We start from the raw sequence: 16,791 nt of genomic DNA, 5'->3' as shown, positions 1-16,791 counted from the left end.
AACGCTATACATGAAAAACGCCGGGCCCGGAATGACCCAGGCCCGGCGTGCGTGCACGACTCGGCGATGTTGCCGCCGCTGGATCAGTACTTGAAGCGGAAGTTGAGGTAGTACTGGCGACCGTTTTCATAGAACGCGCTCGGGATCGAGGCGCTCTGGTAGTACTTCAGGGTCGGGTTGTTGAGGTTCAGTGCATCGAAGCTCACGCTCATCCAGTCGGTGGCCTTGTAGCTCAGCGACAGCGACAGGGTGCCGAAATCATCCTGGTAGTACGGGCTCGCGCCCTTCAGGCCGATCAGGAACGAGGAACGGTAGGTGTAGCTGACGCGCGCACCGAAGGTGTCGTTCTCGAAGTAGGCGCCCACGTTGTAGGTGTTCTTCGAGGTGCCCAGCAGGTTGTTGCTGCCGTCTTCCCAGGTGTGCGAGGTGCTGCCATCGGCGTAGGTGTAGTTGGCATTCAGGCCGAAGTTCTCGCCCAGCGGCTGTTCGTAGGCGACCTCCATGCCGTAGACCTTGCCGTCGGCGTTGACCGGCACGGCGACCTGGTAGGCCTCCAGCTGGTTGCTCAGCTCGCTGTACAGCATCTGGGTCTGGGTACCGAAGGCCACGTAGTCCTTCAGGTTCATCGAGTACGCGCCCAGCGACACCAGGCCGCGCGGCATGAAGTACCACTCCAGGTTGGCATCGAAGTTGGTCGACAGCACCGGCTTCAGCTTCGGGTTGCCGCCACCGCCGACCTTGGTCAGGTCCGAACCCCAGGACGAGGCGCCCAGTGCCGAGAAGTCCGGCAGGGTCTGGGTCTGCGACGCGGCGAAGCGGAACACCAGGTCATCGGCCAGATCGAACTTCAGGTTCGCGCTGGGCAGGATGCGGTCGTGCTTGTTCTCGAACGACAGCGACTTCCACTTGCCGAACAGGCTGCTGACGTCGGCGTTGGCGAGGTCGCTGACCGCCTGGTAGGTGTCGATGTCCTGCTTGATGTTGACGTAGCGCAGGCCGACGTTGCCGCTCCAGCGATCGCCGCTGAAGTTGGCCTGCACATAGCCGGCGAAGTTCTTCTCGGCCACCTTCCACTCGGCGCCGTAGTTGTGGCGACCGGTCGGGCCATCATTGCCGGCCAGCCAGGTGGAGTTGTTGAGCACGGCGTCCTTCAGCGCACCCGGGGTGTAGTACCAGATGTTGCGCGGGAAGTTGCCGCCGATGCCACCGGCGAAGCCGCCCGGGAAGCTGCCGGTCGGGGCGCCCTTCAGTGCGTCCCAGATCGCGCCCGGCGTTGCGCCTTCCGGCGACAGCGCCTCGCGCTTGTGGTCGGCATAGCGCACACCGAAGTCGAGCGAGTTCAGCGCGCCGCCATCGTTGAAGTACTGGTTGAAGTCGGCGGTGAACCACTTTTCCTTGTCTTCGGCGGTCACTTCCTGGTTGCCCCAGGTGCCGAAGCTGGTCACGCCGTTCGGGCTGATGTCGCCGCCCACGTTCCAGTCCACCGGCGAGCCGTTGCCGTGCGTGGTCCAGTTGGCGCCACCGCCGTCGGCCACGGTCACTTCCGCGATGAACTGGCGCGGGGTGGTGCCGGTGCCCTTGGTGCTGCCGGCCTGGAACTTGGCGTTGAGGCTGTCGTTGATCTGCCAGTCGGCGTCGAGGGTGATGTAGTTGCTCTTGGCGGTGGCCTCGCGGTAGATCATGTCGTACACCGCGTACGGCGTGCCGGCGACACCTGCGAAGTTGGCGTTGGTCAGCACGCCATCCTTGACCACATAACCCGGCAGCGGCGCCTGGCCCGGACGGGTGATCACGCCGGCGTCGTTCTTGTCATCGCCCATGATCTTGCTACCCCACAACATGAAGTTGCGGTTGTAGTTGTTGGCTTCCATCTTCGAACTGAAGCCTTCCAGGCCCAGGGTCAGATTGTCGGCCGGCTTGAACTGCAGCGAGATCAGGCCACCCTTGCGCTCGCGGGTCTGTTCGAACAGGGTCGAGCCCAGCAGCGCAGGCGCATAGACGCCGGCCAGGTCCGGGTTGGACTTGGCGACAGAGCCGTTCGGATCGATCTTGAAGAAGCCCGAGGGGATTTCCTGCGCTTCACGACGCAGCTCGCGCTTCTGGCTGAAGCCCTGCACCATAACGCCGAAGGTGCCGTCATCGTTCTTGTAGTTGAACAGGCCCGACAGCTGCGGGTCATTCGACTTGGCCTGGTCCGAACGTACTGCGCCGATCGAAGCTTCAGCGGTGATCTGCTTGGAGAACTCCAGCGGCTTGCGGGTCAGGATGTTGACGGTACCGGTGGTGCCGCCGTCCTGCAGCTTGGCCTGCGAGGACTTGTTCACTTCCACCGAGCGCACCAGTTCCGACGGCAGCAGGGTGTAGCTGACGCTGCGGCCGACGTTGCTGCCCTGGCTGAGCACGAACCAGTCGGCCGAGCCGACGCTGTGGCCGTTGATCAGGGTCTGGGTCAGGCTCGGGCTGGTGCCGCGCAGGCTGACACGGTCGGCTTCGTCGAAGCCGCCTTCGTCGGCGCTGGACGAGCTGATGTTGACGCCCGGCAGGCGCTGCAGGGTGTCGGCGACGTTGTGCGCCGGCAGCTTGCCGACGTCTTCGGCGGTGACCACTTCCACGCGCGCGTTGGCTTCGCGCTTGGTGTCCAGCGACTTTTCCATCGAACCACGGATGCCGGTGACCTGCACGGTATCCAGGTCGGTGGCGGTCTGGGCGGCCTGCTGCGCATGCGCACTGAAGGCGATGCAGCTGACGATGGCGGCCGAAAGCAGGGTCTTGCGGGTGTTCATGATGTCTCTCCTCATCACTCGATTGGATGCCGGCGGCGGTGTTCGATTACGGTTGCGAAGACATGCGCGGGGTGGCGGCGAAGTCCCGTGCGTTGGCGTGCCACGTACTGCGTGCTGCGATTGCGTTGAAGCCTGTTGCGGTGTCAGGCGGCCGACTGCTGCAGGTACCAGCTGGCAGCGCCGACCACGCCCAGCTGGCCATGCTCGACGACCTTCACCGGGATGCGTGCCAGCGCTTCGCCCATCGGCCCCTTCTGCAGGTAGCGTTCGACGAACGTGCTGGCATGCAGGTATTCGCGGATCTGCGGCAGGATGCCGCCGGCCAGGTAGACGCCACCGTGGGCGCCATAGAACAGGGCCATATCGCCGATGGTGCTGCCGAGCAGCCCGCAGAACACATCCAGTGCCTGGCGCGCATGCGCATCGGTATCGGCCATGGCGGCGGCGGTCACCGCGTCGGGGCTGGCCAGCGTCGGTGCCTGTCCCTGCAGTGCACACACTGCGCGGTACAGGTTCATCAGGCCCGGGCCGGAGATTGCATGTTCGATCGACACGTGGGCGCGGTCACGCTGCATGTGGCGGACGATGGCCATTTCCAGTTCGGTGCTGGCGGCCAGGGTCGGCTGGCCGGCTTCGGTCGGCAGCACCACCGGGCCGTGCGCGGTGGGAATCCACAGCGCGGCACCGAGGCCGGTACCCGGGCCGACCACCAGGGTCGGGCCGCGCGCGGCGGTCTCCGGTCCGCACAGATGCAGCACGCCGCTGGCGTCCACCTGCGCGGCGGCGTAGGCCACGGCTTCGAAGTCGTTGACGATGTAGACCCGCTGTAGGCCGACGTCGGCCTCCACCTGGCGGGCCGACAGCGGCCACGGCAGGTTGGCGGTGATCACCGTGCCGTCCTCGCGGGCATAGCCGGCGCTGGCGACCACGCAATGCGAGGGCCGCGGGCCTTCGCCAAGGAAGTCGGACAGGATCGCGCTGAGGCCGGCATGGTCGGCATTGCGGTACTTGCGGTACTCCAGCACCTGCACCGGGTGGGCGGCATCACCGCTGGCCTGGACCCGGGCCACGCGCACATGGGTGCCACCGACGTCGGCGGCCAGGAACGAAGGCGCGACTCGGGACAGGACATGGGCCGGGGCGGGGTGGCTGGCGGTCACGCGGGCTCCTGCTGCAGGTGGGGCCGGACCCGGGAACGGGGCCGGCGATTGGGGCGGAGTCTGTAACCCCGCTGACAACGATGTCAACGAGTTCGTGACACTTTCGTTGCTGCGTCGCAACGAATGTGCCGTGCAGTAAACGTTTACATGGCGTGAGCATGGGTTTCACGCGGGAACCATTGCTGCATGGGGCCCAAGGCCTCCAGCGCATTCAGCACGATGCGCCGTGATCGGGTTGCGCAGTGCAGCACGGGGTCTGCGAAGGCGTGCAGGGAAGTTGACAAACCGCGGCTGTCCATCGAAAGAATGTGACAACGTTGTTCCCAGCCACTCTCCGACGCCGCGTTCTGCGGCCGTCGCCGCAGGAGCCCTTCCCGATGTCCGCCGTCTCCGCTGCAAGCGTGCGCCCGAACGTGGCCACCTCCATCGCCATCGTCGGTGTGCTGTTCTTCCTGATCGGCTTCTTCACCTGGCTCAACGGCCCGCTGATCACCTTCGTCAAGCTGGCATTTGAACTCAGCGAGGTCGGTGCCTTCCTGGTGCTGATGGTGTTCTACCTGTCCTACTTCTTCCTGGCGCTGCCGTCGTCGTGGATCCTGCGCCGCACCGGCATGAAGCGGGGCTTGAGCCTGAGCCTGGTGGTGATGGCCGGTGGCGCTGCGTTGTTCGGCGAATTCGCCACCCAGCGCTGGTACCCGGGGGCGCTCGGTGGCCTGTTCGTGATCGGCAGCGGCCTGGCCCTGCTGCAGACCGCGATCAACCCCTACATCTCGATCCTTGGCCCGATCGAAACAGCGGCACGCCGCATCGCGCTGATGGGCATCTGCAACAAGATCGCCGGCATGCTCGCCCCGGTGCTGATCGGCACGCTGGTGCTGCATGGCATCGGCGACCTGTCGGCCACCGTGGCCACCGCCGATGACGCCACCAAGGCGCAGCTGCTCAACGAGTTCGCCGCCAAGATCCACGCGCCCTACCTGGCCATGGCCGGGGTGCTGGTGGTGCTGGCGGTAGCGGTGTTGTTCTCGCCGCTGCCGGAGATCAAGCCATCCGAAGCCAACGCCACGCCGGCGGCGCCGGGTGCTGCCGAACGCCGCAGCATCTTCCAGTTCCCGCACCTGTGGCTGGGCGTGCTGTGCCTGTTCGTCTACGTGGGCGTGGAGGTGATGGCAGGTGATGCCATTGGTACCTACGGCCACGGCTTCGACCTGCCGCTGGACCAGACCAAGATGTTCACCTCGCTGACCCTGTTTGCCATGCTCATCGGCTACGTGATCGGCCTGCTGCTGATTCCGCGCGTTGTTTCGCAGTCGCGCTACCTGACCATTTCCGCCGTGCTGGGCGTGGTGTTCTGCCTCGGCGCCTGGGCCACCCACGGCTACGTATCGGTGGCCTTCGTGGCCCTGCTGGGCTTCGCCAACGCGATGATGTGGCCGGCGATCTTCCCGCTGGCGATCCGCGGCCTGGGCCGCTTCACCGAAACCGGTTCGGCGCTGCTGGTGATGGGTATTGCCGGCGGCGCGATCATTCCGCAGCTGTTCGCCCTGCTCAAGCAGCACATCGACTTCCAGCTGGTGTTCGTGCTGCTGATGGTGCCGTGCTACCTGTACATCCTGTTCTACTCGGTGATCGGCCATCGCGCCGGCCTGCCGCAGGACAAGGCCTGATCGGCGATGATGGACGGCAGCCAACCCCAGGGAAAACCCATGCGCAGAGCGACCATCAAGGACGTTGCGGAGAAGGCCAAGGTCTCGCTGAAGACGGTCTCGCGGGTGATCAACAACGAGCCGTCGGTGATGCAGGCCACCCGTGCGCGGGTACTGCGTGCCATTGCCGAACTCGACTACGAGCCCGATCCGTCGGCGCGCAACCTGCGCAGCGGCACCACCTTCGTGATCGGGCTGGTCTACGACAACCCGAATCCGTACCACATCATCGGCGTGCAGAACGGCGTGCTTGCTGCCTGCCGCGAGACCGGGTTCGGGCTGCAGATCCATCCGTGCGATTCCAGCTCGCCGCTGCTGGCCGATGAACTGGCTGATTGGGTACAGCGTTCGCGCCTGGCCGGGCTGGTACTGACCGCGCCGATGTCCGAGCGCCGCGACCTGATCCAGGCGCTGACCGCGCGCGGCATCAAGCTGGTGCGCATCATCGCCGCCACCGAAGACCCGGCCGACGGTGCCTGCGTGTTCGTTGACGACCGTGAGGCCGCCTACGAAATCACCGAGCACCTGATCCAGCTCGGCCACCAGCGCATCGGCTTCCTCTGGGGCGGCATTTCGCACCGCTCCTCCGGTGAGCGCTACGCCGGTTACGAGGCTGCGTTGAAGGACTACGGCATGACCGTGGACAAGCATCTGGTGGTGCAGGGCGATTACACCTTCGACGACGGTTTCCGTGGCGCGCGCCGCCTGCTGGCGCTGCGCGAGCCGCCTACCGCCATCTTCGGTTCCAACGATGAAATCGCTGCCGGCGTGCTGGCCGCCGCCAAGTCGGCCGGCATGAACGTGCCCTATGACCTGTCCATCGCCGGTTTCGAGGACAGCCCGTTCTCGCGCCAGTCGTGGCCGCCGCTGACCACCGCCAAGCAGGCCACCGAGGACATCGCCCGCCACGCCGCGCGCCTGCTGATCGCGCAGCTGCGCAGCGATGCCTACGACGACGCGCCGGCACCGCTGCACAACCAGGGCTTCGTGCCGCAGCTGGTGGTGCGCGGTTCGACCGCGCCGATGCGCCCGGCCGGCGCACGCCCCCTTCCTTCCGATCCTGCCTGAGCCCGCCATGTCGCTGTCAGACCCCACTGCCACCCTGATGTTCGCCGAGGCCGCTGAAGCGGCCGACGTGGTTGCCCGCCAGTTCTCGCGCAACCACGCCACCATGGAAACCCTGGCCGCCAGCCTGCGCGCGGCGCCGCCGCCGTTCGTGGTCACCTGCGCGCGAGGCAGTTCCGACCATGCCGCCACCTACGGCAAGTACCTGCTGGAGACCCAGCTGGGCCTGGTGGTGGCCTCCGCCTCGCCGTCGGTGGGCTCGGTGTATGCCGCACCGCTGCAACTGCGTGGCGCGTTGTTCATCGTCATCTCGCAGTCGGGCAAGAGCCCCGACCTGTTGCGCAATGCGGAGGCCGCCAAGGCGGCCGGTGCGCGCGTGATCGCGCTGGTCAACGTCGAGGATTCGCCCCTGGCGCAGCTGGCCGACACGGTCATTCCGCTGCATGCCGGCGCCGAGAAGAGCGTGGCGGCCACCAAGAGCTACCTGGCTTCGCTGGCTGCGCTGCTGCAGCTGGCCGCGTACTGGAAGCAGGACAGCAACCTGCGTGCCGCACTGGACCTGTTGCCGGATGCGATGCGTGCGGCCTGGCAGTGCGACTGGAGCGCGGTGACCGAGGGCCTGGTCGAGGCCACCAACCTGTTCGTGCTGGGCCGCGGCCTGGGCCTGGGGGCGGCGCAGGAAGCGGCGCTGAAGTTCAAGGAGACCTGCAGCCTGCATGCCGAGGCCTACAGCTCGGCCGAGGTCAAGCATGGCCCGATGGCGCTGGTCGACCGTGACTTCCCGGTACTGGCCTTCGCCCAGCCCGACGAGACCGGTGCCGGCACCCGCGCCGTGGTCGATGAGTTCACCGCGCGCGGCGCGCAGGTATGGCTGGCCGGCGCGGGCGGCAATCTGCCGGTGGCTGCGGCGCCGCATCCGCTGTGTGCACCGCTGCTGGCTGTACAGAGCTTCTACCGCGCGATCAACGCGCTGGCGCTGCGCCGTGGCTTCAACCCGGATCTGCCGCCGCACCTGAACAAGGTCACGGAGACGGTCTGATGGCCACGGTCCTGCGCAACGCCCGCATCCTTGCAGGCGATGAATTCCGCGACGATCTGGCGGTGGTGATCGAGGATGGCCGCATCAGCGCGCTGTTGCCCGATGCCGCGCCGCAGCTCGGCCAGGCGGCCGAGCAGGTGGATCTGGGCGGCGGCTGGCTGCTGCCCGGTTTCATCGATGTGCAGGTCAACGGCGGGGGCGGCGCGCTGTTCAACAACACGCCGGACGTGGCGGCACTGCGCACCATCGCGCAGGCGCACCGCCGTTTCGGCACCACCGCGATGCTGCCCACCCTGATCAGCGATGACGTGGCGGTCATGCGTGACGCCATCGCTGCGCTGCGCGAGGCCATTGAACAGGGCGTGCCCGGCGTGATCGGCATCCACCTGGAAGGGCCGTACATCGCGCCGGCGCGCAAAGGTACGCACGACGCCAGCAAGTTCCGCGTGCCGGATGAAGAAGAGATCGCGCTGGCCGCGTCGCTGGACAACGGCGTGACGCTGCTGACGTTGGCACCGGAACGCGTGCCGCTGGAGACCATCCGTGCGCTGGTCGAGCGTGGCGTGATCGTGGCGGCCGGCCATACCGCAGGCACCTACGAAGAGATCCGCGCAGGCCTGGATGCGGGCGTGCGCGGCTTCACCCATCTGTACAACGCGATGTCGCCGCTGCAGGGCCGCGAGCCGGGCGCGGTGGGCGCTGCGCTGGAAGACCGCGACAGCTGGATCGGCATCATCGTCGATGGCGTGCATGTGCACCCGGCCAGCCTGCGCGTGGCGTTGGCGGCCAAGCCGCGCGGTCGCCTGCTGCTGGTCACCGACGCGATGCCACCGGTCGGTGCCGATGATCCCAGCTACGTGCTGTACGGCGAAACCATCACCGCCGTCGACGGCGTGGTGCGCAATGCCGCCGGTGCATTGGCCGGCTCGGCGCTGGACATGGCCACCGCGGTGCGCAACACCGTGCAGCTGCTCGGCCAGCCACTGGCCGAAGCGGCGCGCATGGCCTCGACCTATCCGGCCCAGTTCCTCAATGTCGATGACCGCCTGGGCCACATCGCCGAGGGCTACCAGGCCGACCTGGTGCTGCTGGATGACGCCCTGCAGGTGCGTGGCACCTGGATCGCCGGACAGTACGAGGCCGCCTGATGGCCGAGCCCTTGAAGGGAAGCATGCCGCCACGCCGCCTCGGCTCGATCGATGCCCTGCGCGGCATCACCGTGGCGGCGATGCTGCTGGTCAACAATCCGGGTGACTGGAGCGCGGTGTTTGCACCGCTGCGCCATTCGGATTGGCACGGCTGCACGCCCACCGATCTGGTGTTTCCGTTCTTCCTGTTCCTGGTCGGCGTATCCATGGCCTTCAGCGTGGCACCGCGCGCGCTGGATGCCGCTGCACGTCCCGCGCTGGCGCGTGGCGTGCTGGAGCGCGCGCTGCGCATCCTGGTGGCCGGCGCGCTGTTGCATCTGCTGATCTGGTGGGCGCTGGATACACACCATTTCCGCATCTGGGGCGTCCTGCAACGCATCGCCGTGTGTGCGGCGCTGGTGGGCGTGCTGGCGGTGTATGCGCGGCCCCGCGTGCAGGCAGGCGTGCTGGTTGCGCTGCTGCTGGGGTACAGCGTGCTGCTGTTGGGCATCGGTGACCTGGCGCCGTGGACCAATCCGGCCAGCCGTCTGGATACCACGCTGTTCGCCCCGTGGATCTACCAGTGGCACGCCGATACTGGGCTTGGCCATGACCCGGAAGGACTGCTGAGCACCCTGGGTGCCCTGGCCAGCACCGTGCTCGGCCTGTTGGCCGGCGGCCTGCTGCGCAACGGTCGTTCGGCGGCTTTGGCCGGGCTGGGCGTAGCGACCGCCGTGCTCGGGCTGCTGCTGGCCTTCGTGCTGCCGCTGAACAAGCAGTTGTGGACGCCCAGCTACGTGTTGTGGACAGGCGGTCTTGCAGCGCTGGCGCTGTGGCTGGGCCATGTGCTGATCGACCGCAAGGGTTGGACGGCGCTGGGCCGGCGCTTCGGTGTCAACGCAATTACCGCGTATCTGGGCGCCTCGGTGATGTCGGTGGTGCTGATGGCGACCGGCGCCTGGGGCTGGGTCTGGCAGCAGCTGGCCCATGCGATGCCGCAGGCGCTGGAGCTGGCGTCGATGCTGCAGGCGCTGGCGTTCGTCACGCTGTGGTGGGGCGTGGCCTGGTGGTTGGATCATCGGAAGATCTACCTGAAGATCTGATGGCACCTCATCCACGCATGGCGTGGATCTACCAGGCGCTGGCGTTCGTCACGCTGTGGTGGGGTGTGGCCTGGTGGTTGGATCATCGGAAGATCTACCTGAAGATCTGATGGCACCTCATCCACGCATGGCGTGGATCTACCAAGTGGGCCAGTAGATCCACGCCATGCGTGGATGCGCCGCGCGTGGCGTGTGGCCACCGCAACGCTGAATGATTTCAGTCACGTAGATGCGGGGTGATGATCGCCCGGCTTCACATCAGGCTTGGGCGGGCTGAGGCATAAATTCGCCTGTCGAGATCTTTCACCGCACGCCACACTGCAAGTGCAATGCCGCATATCCGCAGTTCCTGATTCTCTGTCCAGGAGTGCTGTATGTCCCGTGCCGTCCCGCACGCGTTTCGCCGGCGCCGTCTCTCCGTTTCCGTGCTGCAGGCCCTGGCCGTGCCCTCTGTCCTGCTGCTGGCCACCAGCGCGGCCTGGGCCGGTTGCGATACCGTCGCGCCGGTCGCCGGCCAGACCGTCACCTGCGATGCCAGCCCGCCGAACCCGCAGACGGTTCCGATCACCGCCACCGGGGCGCCTGGCATCACCGTCAATGTGGCCAGCGGCGCGCAGCTGCAGCAGGGCGGCGGTGCGAGTGCCATCGCGCTAGTGGGTGCTGGCGGTCATGCGCTGTCCAACCTGGGAACCATCAGTTCGGTCGGCGGCGTGGCCGTGCAGCTCGGTGGCGGCAGCCGCGTCGACAACCTCGGCAGCATCAGTACCGGCAACAACACGGCCCTGCAGTTCGTGGGTGCCGGTGACAGCATACTGGTCAACCGTGGCACGATCAGCGGCCGCACCGGCGTGCAGTTCGATGCGGGCAATGATCGCCTGGAGATGCTGGGCGGCAGCATCAGCGGGGGCGTAGTGCAGGGCGATGGCAACGACGTGCTGCTGCTCGGCAATGGCACGATCGACAGCATCGACCAGGGCGCAGGCGACGACCAGGTGACGGTCAGCGGCGGTACCGTTACCGGCGTGGTGGCACAGGGCAGCGGCCGCGATGATTTCGTCATGACCGGTGGCACCGTGGGCGCCCTGCAGCAGGGCGACAACATCGATACGTTCCGCATGAGCGGCGGCCGCATCATCGGTGCGTTCGAAGACGGCGACCAGGCGTGGATGACCGGCGGCCGCATCGGCCGCGTCAACATGAAGCTGGACAAGAACCTGTGGGACCAGTCGGGTGGCACGGTGGACGGCAACGTGGTGACCGGCTTCGACACCGATACCATCATCATTTCCGGCACCGCGTATATCGGCGGCAACATCAGCGTCAGCGGCGGTGCCGACAGCGTGACCATCACCGATGGCACCGTGCGCGGGCAGGTGCTGCTCAGCACCGGCAACGACACGTTCAACTGGAATGGCGGTGGCATCGTCTACGGCGCGATCGATATGGGGCCGGACAACGACGTGGCCAACCTCAGCAATCTCAACCAGGGCAACCTGGGCGCGGTGCCGCTGTTCGACGGCGGCAGCGGCGTGGACCAGCTCAATTTCAGCAACGTCAAAACCGCGGGCGTCGGTCGCTTCCAGAACTGGGAGGTGATCCGCCTGGCCAACAGCACCGAGCTGACCTTCGACGGCGACCTGGTGCTGGGTGACAGCACCACCGGCACCGGCACGCTCAGCGTGGATGACACCAGTACCGTCTACGCGGGCAGTGGTGGCCATGCCATCCGTCCGTTCAACGGCGCCGCGCTGGTGGACATGGTCAACGCCGGGCGCATCGACCTGACCGGCACCGGTGCCGGCGATGTGTTCACCGTGCGAGGCAACTACCGAGGCGATGGGGGGGGGCTGTACCTGCGCACCGTGCTGGGCGCGGACAATTCCACCAGCGACCGGCTGGTGATCGATGGCGGCGCCGCAACCGGGACGACCGGCATCGGCATTCTCAACGCCGGCGGCGGCGGTGCGGCCACGCTCGCAGACGGCATCCTGGTGGTGCAGGCCTTGAACGGTGCGAGCACCGCCCCCGGCGCGTTTTCGCTGTTCGCCCCGGTGGCGGCCGGTGCCTACGAGTACTTCCTGTTCAAGGGCGGTGTCAGCGCCGGCACCGGCGAAAACTGGTACCTGCGCTCGACCCTGGTGGCTGGGCCGACGCCAGCACCCAACGGCGGCGGCAGCGCCACGCCACCGCCACTGACGCCGCCGGTGGCACCACCACCGCCGATTACGCCGGCACCGCCACCGCCGCCGGAAGGCGCCACCGATCCGGACCTGACTGCGGGAGAGACCGCACCGCCACCGCCACCGCCGGAACCCGCCCCGGTGGCGCCGCCGAATGATCCGGCCGTGCCGGACGTACCCGTTGCCGGTGGGGCGTTGCCCGGTACCGGCACACCGCCCACACCCGGTGCGCGTCCGGCCGAAGGTGCGGTGGTACCGCTGTACCGCGTGGAGACCGCCGCCTACGCGGTGGTGCCACCGCTGCTGCGTGAGACCTCGCTGGCCAGCCTCGGCACGTTCCACGAGCGCCAGGGCGAGCAGCGCCTGCTGTACAACCAGGGCAGCCTGCGCACCGCCTGGGGCCGGCTGGTCGGGCAGAGCAGCGAGATCCATTGGAAGGGCGATGCACAGCCCGGGTTCGACGGCGACGTGATGGGCCTGCAGGCCGGCCTGGACGTGTGGGCCGCGGCCAGCGACAGCCATCGCAACCAGATCGGCGTGTTTGTCGGCCGCACCCGTGCGCAGGGCAAGACCACCGGCCTTGCGTTGGGCTGGGAGAACGTGCAGGTGGGCCAGAACCGCCTCGATGACAAGCACGTAGGCGTGTACTGGACACTTACCGGCGGCAACGGTGGCTATATCGATGCGGTGGCGATGCAGAGCCGTTACGACGGCCGCGTACGTTCCTCGCGCGGGCTGGGCTTCGGCATCAAGGGCGATGGCACCAGCGTGTCGGTGGAGGCCGGCAAGCCGCTGCTGCAGTTCGGCCAGTCGGCCTGGTGGCTGGAGCCGCAGGTACAGGTGATCTGGCAGCGCACCGCGCTGGATGACCGTCGCGATGCGGTATCGAGCGTGCGCTTCGACAACGACAACGCCTGGACCGGCCGCATCGGCCTGCGCCTGGCCGGTGATTATCAGTTGGCCGACAACGGCTGGCAGCCGTACTTCAAGCTCAACTACTGGCATGGCCGTTCCGGCGAAGATCGCATCCGCTTCGACGACGACGTGATCGTCACTTCGCAGCGCTCGCGTGCGCTGGAAGCCGGCGTGGGCGTGGTCGGGCGCTTCAACCGCACCATCAGCGCGTATGCGGTGGCCGACTACACCCGCGAACTGGGCGGTGACCGCAACGAGAAGCGCCGCATCATCGAAGGCAACATCGGCCTGCGCGCGGACTGGTGACGGCCGCGAGCCTGGGTCGGCACTCACCCCATTGCTGCCATCGTGCGCTCTGGATTCCAATCCGCTCTGGATTCCAACCGGCGCCATAATCTGCTCTGGTGGGTGTCGACCTTGGTCGACACGAATCCATCGGCGTCACGATCCCGCGAGTGCACCGGGTGCCACCAACCCGCCCGCGTGATCGGCCAGCACCACCACCGCATGCAGCAGGCCTTCCTCCACCTGCGGCGGGCACTGCGCGGCCACATCATCCATCTCGCGCGCCGACTGCGCCGCCAGCAACACACCCCCACAGGCGGATACCGCCGCAAGGCACCGGGTGGCCTCGGCCAGTTCCCGGCCACGCGCCTCGCTGAGGTGCCGTTCGCGCCAGGCGTGGCCATCGGCAGCGTGGCTCTGCGCGATACCACGCAACCTGGCGAAGAAGGCCGAAGGCGCGGCATCGCCGTCGGCCTCGCACAAGGCGTCTTCCAGCGCCTCAGCCACGGGAGTGGACAGCGCCAGGCCGGGCAGGGCGTCGCCCAGCAGGGCATGCAGGCGTGGATAGTTGGGGTAGGGCGTGTTCATGGCAGCAACCTCACAAGGCAAGGCCACCTGCGGGATGCAAGGTGGCGGGCGGTGCGGGTTGGCGTGCCGGTCAAAATCGAAGCGAAAAAAGCCGACGGATCACGAGGACCCCCACGCACCGCCCGCCATGGGCGAGCAGGTGCATTGTCGCGATTGCCGTTGAGGCGGCAACTCGATCGCTTCGATGTTTGATTCAGGACGCCAATCCCGGCCAGCGCAAAGCGCGCCGGCAGAGTTACTTTCGCGCTTTTGCCGAAGTGACAACATGGGCAAAGTTGTAAATGCTGTTGTGCGCGGCGCGTGCCAAAGCCGACATACAACGACAGCGGCAAGCGCGTATGCTGCGCTACTCATCCACGACGAAGGAACGTCGAATGCCGCTTGATTTCCGCGTGATGGCCGCTCTACTGGGCGCCCTGTTCTGCAGCAGCGCACAAGCTGCCGCCCCGGACGCCATCGACCTGCCGACAGCACAGGCGCAGGCCCAGTTGCTGGACATGCTGGAGAAGGAGTCGCTGTACCGCGACCGCGTGGACTGGCCGACCATCCGTACGCGCCTGAAGGCGGCGCAGAACGATCCAGTGCAGGCCCGCGCGGTGCTGCAGGAGGCCACCGGCCGCAGTTCCGGCGGGCATGGCACGTGGATCAGCGCCAAGCAGCTGCAGGCGAAGGCAGAACGCCTGGCACGCGCCAATGGCGCAGCGACGCCGGTGCCGAGTGCAGCGATTGCTTCGGTCGAAGCGCTGGACCCGCGCATCGGTCGAGTGGAAATCGGGGGCTACAGCGTCATGCAGGGCCCCACCGCGCACCAGCAGATGAAGGAACGTGCGCAGCGCTGGCAGGCGATCATCCGGGACCAGGACGGCCGCCATCGTTGCGGCTGGATCGTTGATCTGCGTGGCAATACCGGCGGCAACATGTGGCCGATGCTGCTGGGCGCAGCGCCACTGCTGCGCACCACGCCCAGCGCCGACGAGGACGTGGGGTCCTTCGCCGCCGCGGACGGTCCCACGCGCTGGCAGCTGACGCCGTCCAGCGTGCGGCTTGGCGGGCGCCTGCAGGTTGATCTTGGCGGGCCCGGTTATCTGCTGAAACACCCAGGCGCGCCTGTGGCGGTGCTGACCGGGCCGCGCACCGCCAGTTCCGGCGAGGCGACCGTGCTTGCCTTCCGCGGTCGCCCTCAGACGCGCAGTTTCGGCCAACCGACCTCGGGGCTGTCCACTGCCAACGTGATGCGACCGCTGGTCGATGGCAGCGCACTGCTGCTGACCACCAGCGTGATGCAGGACCGCAATGGCCGGGGCGATGGGCTGAAGATCGAACCGGACCAGCGCACCGACAGCGATGCCGCGACGCTGGCTGCGGCGCAGCAGTGGTTGCTGCAGCAGCCCGCCTGCCAGGCGCGCTGATCCATGATCCTGATCGGCCAGCAGGAACGGGTGGTGATCGTCGGTCCTACGGAAGCCCATCACTGCCTGCGCTGCCAGACAGAAACCGAGTTCGCCCCGCAGCTGCGCTACAAGATGGCGCGCATCGACCTGCTGTTCGGCTTCGCCTACCAACGCCGCTACGAGCTGGCCTGCACCCGGTGCGAGCACGGCTGGCTACTGGACACCGAAACCATGGACCAGCAGCTGGGTGGGGTGCCGATCCCGTGGCGGCACCGCTTTGGCCTGCCGCTGATGCTGGTGGTCGTGGCCGGGTTGGCCCTGCTGGGTTGGCTGTGGCGGCACGGATACATCGGTTGAGGGCCGGGCCTGTTAAAGTCTGCCCAGCAATCACGTACCGGAACCGACCATGGACCACGAAACTCCGTTCGAACCCCTCAACGACCTCGAGGTGCGCCTGCTGCAGGCCCAGGACGGCACGCTGACCGCATCGCAGTTCCTCGACGGCCTGCTGACCTCGACGGCGTTCGTGCTGCTGGACAAGGCCATTGGTGAAGACGGCGCCTGGGACGAGAGCATCTCGCCGCTGGTGCTGACCAGTGAGAGCGGCGAGCCGATGTTCGCGGTGTTCACGGCCCCCGAGCGCGCCGGCCTGTGGCATGAGCAGCTGCCGCAGTTTGCGCACGCCATGCCGATCGCGGTGCACGCGCTGCTGGCCGGTATCGGCGACGGCGTCGGCCTGGTGCTGAACCCGGGCCTGGATGTAGGCATGGAAATGATTCCCGATGCCGTGGCCCAGCTGAAGCAGCGTGCGGCGGCGATCACGCGTGGCATGGCGCACTGAATCGAGCGATATCGGGGTGCCGGCCAGCGGCCGGCACTACCGTGGCTCGCTGCCGTTTTCAGGCGGGCACGCTGGCGGTTGCAGCCGCCTTGCCGCGCCGCTGACAGGTATTTCGTACTTTTCCTAGCGCGCCCGGCGCCCACGTGGCGCCTGCGTTTCACGGTGGCCCTGTCTGCCGTGTCGTGTTTGCCTCTTCATCGGTCCCAATTCACGCAACACGATCACAGCCCCTCGGCCCTGTGCGCGTTGCCCCATGGATGGCTCCTTACCTTCTTCGCAATGGATTGCCCTGCGCTCGGCGTTGGCGATGCCCCGCGATGCGCATCGCTTCCTGAGACTGCATACGCCGTGTGGTTCCGACGTGCTGGTCGCCGAAACCCTCGATGGCGTGGAGCAGATCGATGGCATCGGTTTCCAGTGGACGATCACCGCCCTGTCGTTGGACGCCGGCCTGCAGCTGGCGCCGTTGATCGGACAGGGCGCGCTGCTGCAACTGCAACAGGCCGATGGCAGCGTGCGCCCGCTGCATGGCCGCATCACCGCCGCCGAGCGGCTGGGCAGCAATGGTGGCCTGGCGCGCTACCGGCTGCGCCTGCAGCCGTGGCTGG

General features: G+C 67.3%; 13 protein-coding genes. 10 read left to right on the top strand and 3 right to left on the bottom strand.

What is annotated here, in order from left to right; all coding sequences use genetic code 11:
* Nucleotides 1-83: 83 nt before the first annotated feature.
* Both ACMZPQ_RS10705 and ACMZPQ_RS10700 read right to left on the bottom strand, forming a co-directional pair.
* Nucleotides 84-2,783 (bottom strand): TonB-dependent receptor, encoded by a 2,700-nt coding sequence (locus ACMZPQ_RS10705; RefSeq protein ID WP_197582777.1) that lies wholly within the window; start codon nucleotides 2,781-2,783, stop codon nucleotides 84-86.
* A gap of 143 nt (nucleotides 2,784-2,926) precedes the next feature.
* Nucleotides 2,927-3,943, bottom strand: a complete 1,017-nt coding sequence (locus ACMZPQ_RS10700) for a glucokinase family protein (protein ID WP_049458852.1) — start codon at nucleotides 3,941-3,943, stop codon at nucleotides 2,927-2,929.
* 377 nt (nucleotides 3,944-4,320) lie between these two features.
* Between ACMZPQ_RS10700 and ACMZPQ_RS10695 the strand changes: the two genes are divergently transcribed.
* From ACMZPQ_RS10695 to ACMZPQ_RS10670, 6 genes are all read left to right on the top strand, one after another.
* On the top strand, nucleotides 4,321-5,610 hold the full coding sequence (locus ACMZPQ_RS10695; RefSeq protein WP_197582778.1) for a sugar MFS transporter: 1,290 nt from the start codon (nucleotides 4,321-4,323) through the stop codon (nucleotides 5,608-5,610).
* A gap of 39 nt (nucleotides 5,611-5,649) precedes the next feature.
* A complete protein-coding gene (locus ACMZPQ_RS10690; RefSeq protein WP_006391719.1) occupies nucleotides 5,650-6,717 on the top strand; it encodes a LacI family DNA-binding transcriptional regulator in 1,068 nt (355 codons plus the stop codon).
* Nucleotides 6,718-6,724: 7 nt separating this feature from the next.
* Nucleotides 6,725-7,753 (top strand): SIS domain-containing protein, encoded by a 1,029-nt coding sequence (locus ACMZPQ_RS10685; RefSeq protein WP_197582779.1) that lies wholly within the window; start codon nucleotides 6,725-6,727, stop codon nucleotides 7,751-7,753.
* Entirely contained in the window at nucleotides 7,753-8,901 is a 1,149-nt protein-coding gene (gene nagA / locus ACMZPQ_RS10680) for an N-acetylglucosamine-6-phosphate deacetylase (RefSeq protein WP_197582780.1), read from the top strand. The genes ACMZPQ_RS10685 and nagA overlap by 1 nt, the downstream gene beginning before the upstream one ends.
* 23 nt (nucleotides 8,902-8,924) lie before the next feature.
* Nucleotides 8,925-9,983 (top strand): acyltransferase family protein, encoded by a 1,059-nt coding sequence (locus tag ACMZPQ_RS10675; RefSeq protein WP_197582781.1) that lies wholly within the window; start codon nucleotides 8,925-8,927, stop codon nucleotides 9,981-9,983.
* A 374-nt stretch (nucleotides 9,984-10,357) separates the two neighbouring features.
* On the top strand, nucleotides 10,358-13,384 hold the full coding sequence (locus ACMZPQ_RS10670) for an autotransporter family protein (RefSeq protein WP_197582782.1): 3,027 nt from the start codon (nucleotides 10,358-10,360) through the stop codon (nucleotides 13,382-13,384).
* A 135-nt stretch (nucleotides 13,385-13,519) separates the two neighbouring features.
* On the opposite strand, the gene ACMZPQ_RS10665 is transcribed toward ACMZPQ_RS10670, so the two are convergent.
* Nucleotides 13,520-13,951, bottom strand: a complete 432-nt coding sequence (locus tag ACMZPQ_RS10665) for a hypothetical protein (protein ID WP_197582783.1) — start codon at nucleotides 13,949-13,951, stop codon at nucleotides 13,520-13,522.
* A gap of 374 nt (nucleotides 13,952-14,325) precedes the next feature.
* Between ACMZPQ_RS10665 and ACMZPQ_RS10660 the strand changes: the two genes are divergently transcribed.
* The 4 genes from ACMZPQ_RS10660 to ACMZPQ_RS10645 form a co-directional block, all read left to right on the top strand.
* Nucleotides 14,326-15,360 (top strand): S41 family peptidase, encoded by a 1,035-nt coding sequence (locus ACMZPQ_RS10660; RefSeq protein WP_197582784.1) that lies wholly within the window; start codon nucleotides 14,326-14,328, stop codon nucleotides 15,358-15,360.
* Between the two features lie 3 nt (nucleotides 15,361-15,363).
* Nucleotides 15,364-15,699: a hypothetical protein gene (locus ACMZPQ_RS10655; protein ID WP_197582786.1), complete on the top strand. Its 336-nt coding sequence runs from the start codon at nucleotides 15,364-15,366 to the stop codon at nucleotides 15,697-15,699.
* 49 nt (nucleotides 15,700-15,748) lie between these two features.
* Nucleotides 15,749-16,183: an SseB family protein gene (locus ACMZPQ_RS10650; protein WP_197582787.1), complete on the top strand. Its 435-nt coding sequence runs from the start codon at nucleotides 15,749-15,751 to the stop codon at nucleotides 16,181-16,183.
* Between the two features lie 307 nt (nucleotides 16,184-16,490).
* On the top strand, nucleotides 16,491-16,791 hold a 301-nt coding region (locus tag ACMZPQ_RS10645; RefSeq protein WP_495495833.1), incomplete at its 3' end, for a contractile injection system protein, VgrG/Pvc8 family.

This window comes from Stenotrophomonas maltophilia, assembly GCF_047497515.2.
Classification (GTDB): domain Bacteria; phylum Pseudomonadota; class Gammaproteobacteria; order Xanthomonadales; family Xanthomonadaceae; genus Stenotrophomonas.
This window is presented reverse-complemented; position numbering and strand designations above follow the sequence as displayed.